Here is a 14,750-nt window from a genome sequence, read left to right as displayed (position 1 = left end):
AGATGCTCTTAAATTTTAGGCTATTTTCTAAAATCTATTATGCATTAGCATTATTGATTTTAATAATTGCAGGTAGTACTATAAGCTATAAAGTAATTGAAGGCTGGACTTGGCTTGATTCATTTTATCAAACCATCATTACTGTTTCGACAGTTGGTTTTGGAGAAGTGCATCCGTTAACAGAAAACGGAAAGCTTTATACAGCCTTTCTTATTATAACAAGCTTTGGTACCTTTGCCTATGCTGTATCTTCTATTACTTCTTATATCGTAACAGGAGATTATCGAAAGTATTTTAAAGATTATAAAACAATGAAAAATATTGATCAAATAAAAAACCATGTTATTGTATGTGGATACGGACGTGTAGGTCAAAAAACAATAGAAACACTTAAAGCTCACAAAGAGAACTTTATTGTACTCGAAACTGACCCTACTATCATCGAAAAGTTTAGACTTGATGGAAATGTTTTATACCTACATGGTAATGCTACTGAAGATGAGACATTAATTGATGCTGGAATAAAAAATGCCAAGGCATTAATTACAGCGCTACCATCTGATGCAGATAATTTGTTTGTTGTTTTATCCTCAAAAGAATTAAACCCTAATCTAAAAGTAATTTCAAGAGCTTCTCGCCCAGGAACCAAAAAGAAATTAAAGATGGCTGGAGCAGACAATGTTATTATGCCTGACTCATTAGGTGGTTCACACATGGCCCAATTGGTTTCTACACCAGATGTAGTTGAATTTTTAGATCAAATCTCTATTCAAGGAGAAAACGAAATTACATTAGAGGGAATCAGCTTTAGAGACATTCCAGAAGGCTGTCAATTTAAATCCCTAGCGGACTTAAAACAACAGTTTCCTGTATGTAACATTGTAGGCTTTAAAAATGCACAAGGAGAATACCTCATTAATCCATCAGACGATGTTGAAATTCTTCCTAATAGTAAGATTTTTGTTCTTGGAAATCCTGAACAAATCAAAAAGCTAAACGAAATTTTTGGTATTAGTTATTCTTAATTAAGCATTACATTAAACCTTAATAAACCAAGCTTCATTTTTTTAGTTATCTTGCAGTATTATATTATTTGGTGTTGAAATGATTAAATGTACTGTACTTCCCATTCTTCTATTCGTATTATTAACTAGCAAAACTCATAGTCAAGGAGTAGGTGTTAATTTAAGTGGAAATGCCCCTAACAATTCTTCAATTTTAGATGTTAGTGCTTCAGACCAAGGGGTTCTAATTCCCAGAGTTACACTAACAAGTACTACAGATGCCACAACAATCACAAATGGGAATGTCCTCTCTCTACTAATATTTAATACAGCTACCATTGCTGATGTTACTCCTGGATACTACTATTGGGATGGTAGTGTATGGACTCCTCTAGGAAAAGATGCAGACAATGATCCTAACAATGAAATTGAACTCCCTACTGGAGGTAGCAACGGACAAGTTCTATCTACAGATGGTAGTGGCAATTATACATGGGTCAGTGATGCTAGTGGAACAGACAATCAAGACTTATCATTGTCTGGAGATATTCTTTCGCTTACTAATGATGCTACAACTGTAGATTTAAGTGTTTTAAAAGACCATGATTGGTATGAAGTAGGAAGTACTAATCAAGCTGACAACATTAACGACAATATTTTCACCCAAGGAAATGTCGGGATAAAAGAAACAAACCCAACAAACGATTTAAGCATTGGAGCAAACCTGGGAACAGGATATGGTATTTCAGTAAACCCAGGAACACCTTATGGAGGTGTTATCCAAACAACAGAATCACCAGCTACAAACAACCCTGCCTTTTGGGTTAGAACAGATAATGGCGGCACCATTGATCATCTTTTTAGAGTACAAAACAATGGACGAGTTGGAATCAAAACAAATACTCCATTAGGGAATTTACATATCTATAACCCTACTGCATTTACAGGGAATGATAACGACGAAGCTTCTAACAGTTTGGTTTTACACGGTTCAGTAGATAATCAACAAGGGAATCATTTTGGTAGCATCTCTTGGCAATCAGGAGGAAGAAAAAGGGCCGGAATCACCTCAGTTATGGAGCACTCAGATGGAGATTACCTAGGCTTAGCCTTTTGGACTCAAGGAACAGACGGACCAGGTCCAATGTATGAGAGTATGAGAATTAGCCATGCTGGATATGTTGGAATCAATACAACTGCTCCAACAGAAATGCTAGACGTTATTGGCTCTGTAAAAATAACTGATGGTACAGAAGCAACTGGGAATATATTAATGTCAGATGCAACAGGAAAAGCTCACTGGGAAAATGGAGCTGTAAAAGAAAGTTCAAATGGATCCTATAAACAAATGTGCTCAGGTTCTACAACCCCAGGAGTTGGTTGGGTTCAATATGGTGCTGATGGAATATATATCGATGTAAACACAAGTGGTTGTGGCTTTACAAGTACTCCTCGATATATTACCAGCATACAAGGAGGAGGAAATAAGTGGCTTTTAACAGGTGTAACTTCTATCTATTCAGCTACTGCCACGGGCTTTAGAATATATTTAAAGTACGACGATGGAAATTTTTCCCTAACACCAGCTTATGCCGCTTCATCGGGATACCAAATCAACTGGATTGCAATAGAAAATTAATTTTTTTAGTATATTGCATAAAGCATTAAGTTCATTAAAATGATTCGATATACAATTTTTTCTTCCCTATTTCCTGTAATGCTAGCAACAACTGCTTTTAGCCAAGGTGTAGGTATTAACCTCAATGGAGCAGCTCCTAATAACTCTTCAATATTGGATATTAGCTCAACAAGCCAAGGAGTTTTAGTTCCAAGAGTAGCACTAACTAGCACCACAGATGCGACAACAATAACCAACGGAAATGTATTGTCATTATTGGTTTTTAATACTGCGACCATTGCTGATGTTACTCCTGGTTATTACTACTGGAATGGAACCACTTGGCAAACATTAGGAGGTGATGCTGACGCTGATCCTTCCAATGAAATTCAAGACCTTCAATTATCAGGGAATAACTTAACAATTACCAATAACGGAACTCCTACAACTATTGACCTAAGCTCCTATTTAGACAATACAGATACTCAAGATATTGATAGTGTTTCATTAAACGGAACCAACCTCACTGTTTATATTCAAAATGGTGCCGCTGCAACTGTTGATTTATCTACACTTTCTGACCATGATTGGTACGAAGTAGGAGGAGTTACAGCACCAGACAACATTAATGATGACCTATTTACACATGGCAATGTCGGTATTGGGGCAACAACCCCAGATTCAAAATTAACAGTATATAATACCTATGCTGGTCAAAACATCGACACCAATATACATTCCATATACCTCCCCCAAAGTAGTTTAGGAATTACGCACTTTTTAGCCACTGGAGCGAGTACTTTAAATGCCTCTAACAATATAGGATTACATGTTGATTTTACATCAACTAATGGAACTAATGAATATGGTTTATTTATAGATGGTGAACACCATAATTATTTTTCTGGAATTGTTGGAATTCAAGAGAGTTCACCTACAAACATGCTAAGTATTGGGGCTAATTTAGGCACAGGATACGGCCTTACAGTAAACTCAGGAACTCCTTATGGACAAGTAATAGAAACTGCTGAATCACCTGCCACAAGTAATCCAGCTTTTTGGGTGAGAACAAACGATGGAGGAACACTTGATCATCTACTTAGAGTTCAAAATAATGGAAACGTTGGGATAGGAACTGTTGCTCCTGCATACAAAACTCATATCTCAGGTACAGGTCCAACTGAACTGATGATTGAAGGAACAGCAACTGGATACATCAATGCTGGAATAGCCTTAAAAGCCAATACAAGCACCAACTACAGAGGTACTGGTGTTTTTATGTATGATTTAGGAGGACAAAACGAATGGTATGCAGGTAGGCCCTACAACAGCAATGACACGTACGTAATACAACGAAACACCAATTTAACAAACCACAATACTGTAACGGCAGCATTGGTTGATGGGTCAGGAAACCCAACAACAACAGAACGCTTTTTTTCTATTGATAATGAGGGGGATGCCCTAGTAAGTGGATCCAACCCTGATGCTTCAGCAAAATTAGAAGTGAGATCTTCAAACAAAGGTTTTTTACCCCCAAGAGTTGCGTTAACAGGAAACAATGACGTTACTACCATTACAACTCCAGCTTCTGGTCTATTAGTATACAATACTGCTTCAGCTGGAACTGGAGTACAAACTATTGAACCTGGTTACTATTATTTCAATGGTACAATTTGGAAAGCTATTGGAGAAAACTCAGATTGGTACATGGATAACAGCAATAGTTTTATGGGAAATTTACCCTTGCCAGCTGGTACAGCTACATCATTGTATACCGCTTACGTGAATTTACAAAAAGGGGTATATTTTGTCAATTTTTATGACTGCTTAGGTGGTGCAAGTCAAAATTACTATGTACAAACCACAGCAGAATCGAGCTCACCTGCAAATTTTGCTTCTGGATTCATGAATTATAATTATAACGCTAGGACAGATTTTTCTCATGCCGGATTCGTTATTTACGTTAGGCAAGATGGAACACCTGTGAGATTTAGAGTCCACAACCCCGCTGGAGGAACCCTAACCCATACTTCTGGTAACTGTAGTGCTTTCTATTATTACAAAATATCTGAATAAAACCTTTATGAAAATCTTAATCACTGGATCTAATGGACTATTAGGTCAAAATATTGTTCAACAACTCCTACAAAGTAATATTGAATTTTTAGCTACCTCTAAAGGTGATAATAGAATTTCAAATTTACCCCCATCAAACTATCAGCAATTAGACATCACTAATGCAGCAGAGGTCAATGCTATGGTTCAATCATTTCAACCCACAGCTATAATTAATACAGCTGCGATGACAAATGTTGACGCATGTGAATCAGATAGAGCGGCATGTTGGGATATGAATGTAAATGCGGTTAAATATCTAGTTGAAGCATGTGACAAAAATGACATTCATTTAATTCATTTATCTACAGATTTTGTTTTTGATGGAAAGAGTGGTCCTTATAAAGAAACAGACACTCCTAATCCACTTAGTTATTATGGCCAATCAAAATTCGAAGCGGAAAAAATTATTCAAGAAAGTAATCTGAAAAAATGGGCAATTGCACGTACTATAATTGTATATGGAGTTGTAGAAAAGATGAGTCGTTCTAATGTTGTTTTATGGGCTAAGTCTGCTTTAGAAAAAGGTGAGCCAATTAATGTCGTTGATGACCAATTCAGATCTCCAACACATGCTAGTGATTTAGCAAAAGGATGTTTATTAATTGCTCAAAAAGAAGCAACAGGCATCTACCACCTCTCAGGGAAAGAAGTCATGAGCATCTTAGAATTGGTTGAAAAGGTAGCCGATTATTATCAATTAAATAAGTCCATCATTTCTCCAATAAAATCAATAACATTAAACCAGGCTGCTAAACGACCACCCTATACTGGGTTTAATTTAGAAAAGGCAAAACAAGACTTAGGTTACGCTCCCGTTTCATTTGAAGAAGGCTTGGCATTAGTGACGCAAGAACTTGCAAAGCATCAATAAATTTATATTTTTGTAGTTCATTTTTGAATTAAAAATGAATTTTATGTAAAAATAAAGTAAAAAATTCTACTACTTTATCTCACGCTAACTCAATATTATGAAGTTTAAAATAATCGCGCTTTTATCTTTTCTTGTTTGTTCGTTTTATACCACAGCACAAATCTCTGTAGAATTTGAAACAGGAAACAAAACAGATGGTTTAAAAGATGGTTTTGCTAAAGCTATTGTAAAAGGAGGAACTCCACCATATCAATTTTACTGGAGCAACAATGCTACAGCTCTTACCAGCGACTTATCAGAAAAACTTGTAGAAGGAAAAGAATATACATTAGTGGTGACAGATGCGAACGGTGAAAAAGCAGAAAGCACAGTAATTGTTCCCACCAAAAACTTAAGTGAAAGTATTAATATTGGATTTACCCCAATAGTAGATGCTATCGGAAGCTTTTTGATGTTTGATCCATTTGCTTTTTTTGGACACGATAACAAGATTTATAATAATGAGGGTGAAGTGATAAGACATGCCAATGGAGATCCTAAAACAACTAGCATTCCTTTTATTGTAGTTTGGTTAGTTATAGGAGCTATCTTTTTTACATTAAAAATGAAGTTCGTCAACTTTAGAGGAGTTAGACATGCTGTTGAACTAATTCGTGGAGATTATGACAACCCTAATGATAAAGGAGAAGTCTCTCATTTTCAAGCATTAGTTACTGCCTTAAGTGGAACTGTTGGACTTGGAAATATTGTTGGTGTTGCCGTTGCCATTACACTAGGAGGCGCAGGAGCTACATTTTGGATGATTGTTGCGGGGCTAATAGGAATGTCTTCAAAATTTGTTGAATGTACTTTAGGTGTTAAATACAGAAACGTTCATTCTGATGGAGAAGTTTCAGGAGGGCCAATGTATTACTTAAGTAAAGGATTAAAGAAAAGAGGTTTAGGTGGATTAGGGAAGTTTTTAGCTTTCTTTTTTGCCATATTATGTGTTGGAGGTTCTGTAGGTGGAGGAAACATGTTTCAAGCTAACCAGGCTTTTGCTCAGGCTAAAAGCATTCCATTCTTAAGCTTTCTCGAAGGAAATGGAGTTTATTTTGGTATTGTTCTGGCAATTTTAGTGGGTATTGTTATCATTGGAGGAATAAAAAGCATCGCTAATGTTACCGATAAAGTTGTGCCTCTAATGGTAGGTATTTATGTCTTAAGTGCTTTGATTATTATTGGGATGAATATTTCTTACATTGGAGAAGCATTTTATCAAATTTTTAACGGAGCTTTCTCTCCTGATGCATTAAAAGGTGGAGTAATAGGTGTTATCATCGTTGGTTTTCAACGTGCTGCTTTTTCTAATGAAGCAGGAGTTGGTTCAGCCTCTATTGCCCATTCTGCAGCAAAAACTGACGAGCCTATCAGTGAGGGTATTGTAGCATTGCTAGAACCATTTATTGATACGGTTGTAGTTTGTACCATGACGGCATTAGTTTTAATTTTTACAGGGTATGCAGATGATACGCAAGGTTTTGAAGGAGCCGAATTGACTTCTGAAGCTTTTAAATCAGTGTTAGGAGACTGGTCTGCATATGTTTTAGCTTTTGCAGCTATACTTTTTGCTTTCTCTACTATGATTTCGTGGTCTTATTACGGACTAAAAGCATGGACTTATATGCTTGGAGAATCTAAAGCTTCTGAATATGCTTATAAGTTTGTTTTCTTAGTTTTTGTTGTTATTGGTTCTTCTGCAGGATTAGGAGCAGTAATTGACTTCTCTGACTTTATGATTTTAGGAATGGCGTTCCCAAACATCCTTGGTTTGGTTATTATGTCTAGCGAAGTCAAAGAAGATATGAAAGACTACTTTGCTAGAATTAAATCTGGAGCAATACAAAAGTTTAAGTAAAACTATTTAATCTGTCCAAAAGCTCCAGACAAAAGAGTAGGGATGAACCAAATTTGTAGAGTTTCCTAGGCTATCAACTAATGGTAATCCTTGTTGATTCCATCCGAAAATTCCTCCTTTTAAATTTTCAATAGAAAAACCTAGAGAATCCTTCAATTGCTGACCGATTAACTGACTTCTATACCCAACAGAACAATAGATTAAATAACGAGGTGCTCTTTTTCCTATCTCAAAATTAGCACGTTCAATTGCTAAATGATCATCACCGATCCAGATTGCATTCTTGATATGACTTACAGCATACTCTTCTTCTGCCCTAGCATCTAATACAATATAGTTTTGAAAACATAAAGAACTATCAACTGCTACATTGGTAATCTTATCGGGAACAATCACTTCTATCATTTTATAATAAATCCAATGTCTACTCGTTGAATTAGTATAAATAGCCATAAGAATAAATAGAAATGATAAAAGTATAATTGGTATTTTGTATTTTTGTATCATGAAATATTCGCTCTGAATAACAAAATTAAACTCAAAATGGGTAAAACAAGCAAAAACGGAGAAAAGAAAAAAAGTTTAATCTCAAGACTACTGAAATGGTCTGGAATTGGTATCCTCATCTTAATTGTATTAATCCTTGTGTTGCCATTCTTTTTTAAAGATGCAATTGTACAATTTATAAAAGATACTGCCAACGAAAACCTTACCGCTCAATTAGATTTTAAAGAGACTGATTTATCTCTAATTTCAACTTTCCCTCGTTTTAACCTTTCAATCCATGATTTATCTCTCGCTGGTCAAGATGAGTTTGAAGGTATTAATCTAGCTAAAATAAAAAGTACCAATCTTGAACTAGATTTGATGAGCGTAATTGAAGGAAACTATGAAATAGATAAAATAGCAATTGACGGCGCAGAAATTTATGTCAAAGTTTTAGAAGATGGAAAAGCCAACTACGATATTGCTAAAGTAGATTCTTCTGCAACAGAAGATGTTCAAGAAGAAACAACTGAACCATCTGATTTTAGTTTTGCATTAACGCATTATGAAGTCACCAACAGTAATGTTGTGTACGACGATGAAAGCTTAGCAACTTTTGTAGCAATCAAAAACTTAAATCATGAAGGAAACATCAGCATCAACAATGACTTATACAATGTTACCACTAAAACACTGATTGATGAGTTGACGACAAACTATGAGGGTGTTGACTATATGGATAAAGTGAATACAGATGTAGACTTTGTCGTTGATATGGATCTTGCTAAAGGACTGTATACATTCAAAGAAAACAATGTTAAATTGAATGAATTAAACCTCCACTTTGATGGATGGTTAGAACTTCTAGAAGAAGAAATGAATATGGATATTACTTACCATACTCAAGAACAATCTTTCAAGTCGTTATTAAGTATGGTTCCTGGTGTTTACACCAAAGATTTTAACGACATTAAAACCAACGGGACACTAGCACTAGATGGTTACGTAAAAGGTAAGATGGATTCTATCGTAATGCCTGGATTGGACCTCAATTTAATCATCGAAAATGCTTGGTTACAATACCCGGACTTACCATCAAAACTGGATAAAATTGCATTAAACCTAAATGTAAATAGAAAAGAAAGCGCAGATTTAAACAATACTGTGGTGAACTTAAATAAAATGCACGCAGAATTTGATGACAATACACTAGATGCTAACCTCAAGGTAAAAAATGCAATGACAGACCCAACCATCAAATCAGATGTAAAAGCATTCATTGATTTAGCGAAGCTCAAAAATGTAATCCCGATGTCTGAAGGTGAAAACTATAACGGTGTGATTACCTCTAATGTTCACTTAGCAGGAAATGTATCTGCATTAGAAAATGAAGAGTATCAAAAATTTGATGCTACAGGTGATTTAAAAATAACTGATATGCTCTACCAATCACCAGATTTGCCTTATGACACAAAAATAGACTCTATGCTATTTTTATTCTCTCCTAAAAACCTAAAACTTGCCAACTTTAATGCGAAGATTGGAGAAAGTGACTTACAAGCTTCGGGTACCATAGATAATTATATGGAATATTACCTTAAAGATGAACTTCTAAAAGGATCTTTTCAAGTGAATTCAAGCTATTTTAATTTAGATGAATTGATGTATGAAGACCCCGCTACTGTTCCAACTGAAGAAACATTAGTAGAAGCACAAAGCATAGCAACAGATTCTGTTCCTGCAAACGTTATAGAAGTCCCTAAAAATATTGACTTTAATCTCAACACCACCATAGAAAAGCTGGCTTATGATGGGCTTGAATTATCTAACATGTCTGGAGGGGTTCAATTAAAAGAAGGAGTCGCTTCATTAACCGATGTTTCTCTTGGTGTATTAGGAGGTTTAGTAAAAGTAAATGGAGATTATAAAGCGCTCTCTAGTAAAAAAGCACACATTGACTTTGCTTATGAAATTGAAAACATGAATATTCCACAATCCTTTGAATACTTTAACACCATTCAAAAGTTAGCTCCTGTTGCTCAATTTTGTAAAGGAAACTTTTCTACTAAATTAAAAATGAATACAGATATTGATCAGAATTTTGAACCTGTATATGAAAGCTTAAGTGGTCGTGGAAATTTGTTGACAAATAACGTTGCGATTCAAGATTTGCCATTATTAGAGAAATTAGCAGACTTGACTAAAATAAATGACTTAAAATCTCAAACATTTGATAACCTTAAATTTTTATATGAATTGAGAGATGGAAAAATATTTGTGGATACTTTCCCGATTCAAATGGCAGGAATTAATTCTAAAATTGCTGGGAGCACTGCTATAACTGAGGAGATTGATTATCTTATTAAAATGCAAATTCCTAGAGAGAAGTTAGGTAGTCAAGCTAATACCTTATTAACAGGTGCCTTAAATCAAGCTGCAGATAAAGGAGTTAACCTCAATATAGGAGACGTTATACCTGTAGATATAAGAGTAGGCGGAACAATGCTAAATCCAAAATTAAACTCCAACATGAAAGACGCTGGAAAAGATGCCGCTAATGATTTGATGGATCAAGGGAAAGAATTAGCCAAAGAAAAACTGGGAGAAGAAGCTCAAAAAATAATGGAGGAAGCTCAAAAACAAGCAGATAAAATAAATGCAGATGCCAAATTAGCTGCCGATAAGATTAGAAGTGAAGCGAAAGTTGCTGCTGATAAAGTTAGAGCAGAAGGAGAAAAGGCAGCCGAACAAGCAAAAGCAGAAGCAAGAGCTGAGATACAAAAACAAAAAGATGCTGGTTACGCTGAAGCTGATAAATTAATAGCCCAAGCTAGCAATCCTATTGCAAAAAAAGTAGCCGAAAAAGCTGCTGAAAAACTCAAAGAAAAAACTGACGCTAAAGTTGAAGAGCTGAATAAAGGAGTTGATGCTAAGGGAGATAAAATAGCAGAAGAGTCGAATAAAAAAGCACAGAAAATTGAAGATGAAGCTGAAATAAAGGCTAAAAAAATTGAAGATGAAGCCAAAGCCAAATCTGATTTAATTCTAGAAAATGCACAAAAAAAAGTGGATTCTAAGTTAAAATAAATTACAAATTCGTAACTTTTGGTTTTTGGAGTTATGTGGGGGTTTAAAAAATATATTTCTATTGCCTATTTTTTGTTTTTAATTAGCAGTTTTGGTTTTTCACAGTCTAATTTTTTTATCAAAAACCAAGGGCAAATTGTAAATCAAAATGGAGTTTTTAATACAGATGTTGCTTACCTATTAAGCCTTGAAGCCTATAATGTAAGTTTTTATCATGACCATTTTGCTTATGAAAGCTTTTCAACCAACGAACTAGACAGTAATAAGGTTGATGTAGAAAGAATAGAAGTATGGTTTGAAAACAGTCACTCTAATGCTTCAATTGTTTCTAGTGGAAAAGTAGCTGAACAACTCAACTTTTATAAAAACAGTAAAACCACCCTAAACGTTAATCAATTCAAAAAGATTACCTATAAAAATATATGGGAGGGGGTTGACATTGAGTTTTTTATTGTCGATAACCATTTAAAATACAACTATATCGTTCGAAATAAAACGATCAAAAGTCTCCCTTTAAAAATCATGGGAGCAACCCCATCAATCTCAGGGAATGTTATTACGCTAACAAGTAAAAATGGTGCAATAAAAGAAACCATTCCTGAAGCATTCTTTCTACTTCCTAACAAGCAAAAAAAGTTAGTAGATCTTAAGATAAAAACTAAAGGAAATGGCTTACAGTATCATCTTCCTAAAAATAGAACGAATGATTTTGTAATCGATCCCATTGCTTATAGTAACCAATACACCACTTATTATGGAGGCTCTCACATGGACTTTGCTCAAAGTATAGTTCAAAATAGTGCTAATGAAATTATTGTATCTGGTTATACAGTAAGCACTAACAACATAGCCACCACAGGGGCTTACCAAAACACTCTTGCTGATCAAGACGCATTTATAGCAGCATTTAACCAACAAGGAGTGAGACTTTGGGCCACATATTTTGGAGGGAACTACAGTGAACGAATCTACTCCTCTGCATTAGACGATAACGATAACATCTACATTGCAGGAAATTCTACTAGTCAAATGGGAGTTACTACACCAGGCGCATATCAACAAATACTTTCAAGTGGAGATGATGCATTTCTTTCAAAATTCACCTCTAATGGAACGTTAACTTGGAGTACCTACTATGGAGGAAATGATCATGAATTAATCACAGCCATCGAAGTAGACGCAGCGAATAAGGTCTATATTACAGGACATACTGCCAGTACAGACCTCTCTTGTACTCCAAATGCATACAGAAATACTTTAAGTGGTTACGAAAATGCTTTTCTTGGCGTTTTTGATGATGCGGGGAATATATTATACAACTCCTACTATGTAAAAGGCTCCAATACTAGAGGTGAAGAAATTGCAATTACAAACAATGGAACAATATATATTGCGGGCTATACAAACGATAACGAAACGATTGCAAATCAAAACATACATCAAAACCAAAATGGAGGCTATATTGATGGATTTGTCTTAAAGATCTCCAACCAATATAACACAATATGGAAAACATATTACGGAGGAGATCATAACGACCTAATAGAGGGAATGACGTTAGATTCTCTAGAAAACATTTATTTAACGGGGAAAACAAAAAGTAGTGTTGGGATTTCTACTGCTAATGCACATCAACCTAATTACTCCAACTCCAATACTTGGGATGGCTTTATAACAAAACTTGACAGTTCAAGCGCCCAGCAGTGGGGAACATATTTTGACGCTGGAGGAAATGAAAATTTTAGTAGCATTAAAAGTAAAGATACGCTCTTGTGGCTGCTCGGGACAACTAATGGAACTACTTTAGCAACAAACAATACCTCCTTTCAACAAACAAATAATGGAGGATACGACAATATTATTTCAACATTTTCTATCAATGGTAATCATACTTGGTCTAGTTACTTTGGAGGTGTTAGCGATGAATATGGATATGAGTTAGACTTTACTTCAGACCATAAAATTCTAATTGTAGGGCAAACTGGTTCAAACAATAACTTTGTAACCCCCAATGCGCATCAAAGCAATTATGGAGGGCATATTTATGATGGATTTTGGTCGATACTTTGTCAACCTACTCACCCAACTATTCTATCGCATAATAACACGCTAAATATCTGTGAAGGAGACTCTATAGAAGTTGCTTCCATCAACACTTTTGCTTCCTATTCATGGTCGACAGGAAGTACTTCTAATACGACCTATCTTTCTACAGCTGGAAGCTATACTTTGGAAACAGTTGATAACAACAATTGCCCAGGAAAATCAGACACTTTAAATGTTGTCATTATACCTAATTATGACCTAAATATACAAACCTCATCAAACGCTATTTGTTATAATGATTCTACACAATTGTCAACGACTAATATGTTCTCATCATATTTATGGAATACAGGAGAAACATCAGCTTCAATAGATATCGACGACTCACAAGAGTACTATGTTTCAGTGACCAACAACTTCGGATGCCAATATTTCTCTGACACCATTTCTTTACCTATTTCTCAACACTTACACCCTATTCAAATCATTGGAGACACGTTAATTTGTGCCGGAGGGACATCCATTTTATACACCGACAATCACAATTCTATTATCTGGAATAACAACGCTAACTCCAGTTCTATTTCAGTAAACACAAGTGGTGACTATTATTTTTCTGGAAATGATCAATATGGTTGCCCTATCATATCAGATACAATAACCATTAATCAAATTAACTATGATACCCCATCTTCTGTTTTAGATACAGTGTCCAATTTTTTAATTTGTTGGAATGATTCCGTAACGCTTACTGCTGCAAATAATTTTGATGCTTATTTATGGTCAAATGGAAGCAATGCCCAAGCAACAACACTCACTCAAGAAGGTTTTTATTATGTCTCAGCAACAGATTCTAATGGTTGTGTCGGCATATCTGATTCAATTCAAATTAGTTTTAAATCTTCTGGACAAAGTTTAGTGCACCATCCCAATGGAAATAGTTTTTGTGAAGGAGATAGTTTAATGTTACACACAGCGCAAAATCTATCAAACATTCAGTGGAATAACACCTCTAATAACGATTCGATTTATTCTTACACACCTGGTATTTATTTTTACACCGCCATAGATGACTCAGGATGCTCAACACTTTCAGACACAATAACAATTATTGAAAATAGCTTACCTATTGTTGAAATATCCGCTATAGCTGAAGACTCTTTATGTTTAAATGATAGTGTCTTTTTATCCAGTACCACTAGTTTGAGCCAATACCTATGGTCCGACGGAAGTGTTCTGTCTGGAGGCTTCTTTAACTTAAATACGATCGGAGAAACAATAATTTCCCTTACTGGAACTGACCATAACAACTGCCAAAATCAAGATTCAATCAGTATTAAAGTAGTAGATTGCCAAGCCTATGATAACATTAATGAAAAGACTTCATCCGTAAAAATTAAAGTGACCAACCAACTCATTTTAATCGAAGCAACCGATCTTATTGACCAAGTAGAATTAGTCAACTTGAATGGACAGAAAGTATACATAAGTCATCATAATTTTAAAAAAGAAGTAACGATAGAAACGCTGAATATAGCTAGAGGAATTTATATTTTAAATATCAATACGATAACTTCAAAAAATCCTTTTTCAAATAAAATAGTCATCTATCCTCAATAA

At 35.1% G+C, this 14,750-nt stretch carries 8 protein-coding genes; 7 read left to right on the top strand and 1 reads right to left on the bottom strand.

Annotated features, from left to right (window positions below; genetic code table 11):
• Positions 1 to 2: 2 nt before the first annotated feature.
• From N4A35_10590 to N4A35_10570, 5 genes are all read left to right on the top strand, one after another.
• Positions 3 to 1,025 (top strand): NAD-binding protein, encoded by a 1,023-nt coding sequence (locus N4A35_10590; GenBank protein ID MCT4581855.1) that lies wholly within the window; start codon positions 3 to 5, stop codon positions 1,023 to 1,025.
• Between the two features lie 79 nt (positions 1,026 to 1,104).
• Positions 1,105 to 2,643: a hypothetical protein gene (locus N4A35_10585; protein MCT4581854.1), complete on the top strand. Its 1,539-nt coding sequence runs from the start codon at positions 1,105 to 1,107 to the stop codon at positions 2,641 to 2,643.
• Positions 2,644 to 2,682: 39 nt separating this feature from the next.
• Positions 2,683 to 4,701 (top strand): hypothetical protein, encoded by a 2,019-nt coding sequence (locus N4A35_10580; protein MCT4581853.1) that lies wholly within the window; start codon positions 2,683 to 2,685, stop codon positions 4,699 to 4,701.
• A gap of 7 nt (positions 4,702 to 4,708) precedes the next feature.
• Complete coding sequence (gene rfbD, locus N4A35_10575) at positions 4,709 to 5,614, top strand: dTDP-4-dehydrorhamnose reductase (protein MCT4581852.1); 906 nt, start codon at positions 4,709 to 4,711, stop codon at positions 5,612 to 5,614.
• 97 nt (positions 5,615 to 5,711) lie between these two features.
• Positions 5,712 to 7,511 (top strand): amino acid carrier protein, encoded by a 1,800-nt coding sequence (locus N4A35_10570; GenBank protein ID MCT4581851.1) that lies wholly within the window; start codon positions 5,712 to 5,714, stop codon positions 7,509 to 7,511.
• Positions 7,512 to 7,517: 6 nt separating this feature from the next.
• On the opposite strand, the gene N4A35_10565 is transcribed toward N4A35_10570, so the two are convergent.
• Positions 7,518 to 8,018, bottom strand: a complete 501-nt coding sequence (locus N4A35_10565; GenBank protein MCT4581850.1) for a rhodanese-like domain-containing protein — start codon at positions 8,016 to 8,018, stop codon at positions 7,518 to 7,520.
• A 36-nt stretch (positions 8,019 to 8,054) separates the two neighbouring features.
• Here N4A35_10565 and N4A35_10560 point away from each other — a divergent pair, with 36 nt between their 5' ends.
• Positions 8,055 to 11,084, top strand: a complete 3,030-nt coding sequence (locus N4A35_10560) for an AsmA family protein (GenBank protein ID MCT4581849.1) — start codon at positions 8,055 to 8,057, stop codon at positions 11,082 to 11,084.
• Between the two features lie 18 nt (positions 11,085 to 11,102).
• A complete protein-coding gene (locus tag N4A35_10555) occupies positions 11,103 to 14,750 on the top strand; it encodes a T9SS type A sorting domain-containing protein (protein MCT4581848.1) in 3,648 nt (1,215 codons plus the stop codon).

It is taken from the genome of Flavobacteriales bacterium (assembly GCA_025210295.1).
Lineage (GTDB): Bacteria > Bacteroidota > Bacteroidia > Flavobacteriales_D > Parvicellaceae > S010-51.
The sequence above is the reverse complement of the archived record's forward strand: the minus strand, read 5'-3'. Positions and strand labels throughout refer to the sequence as shown.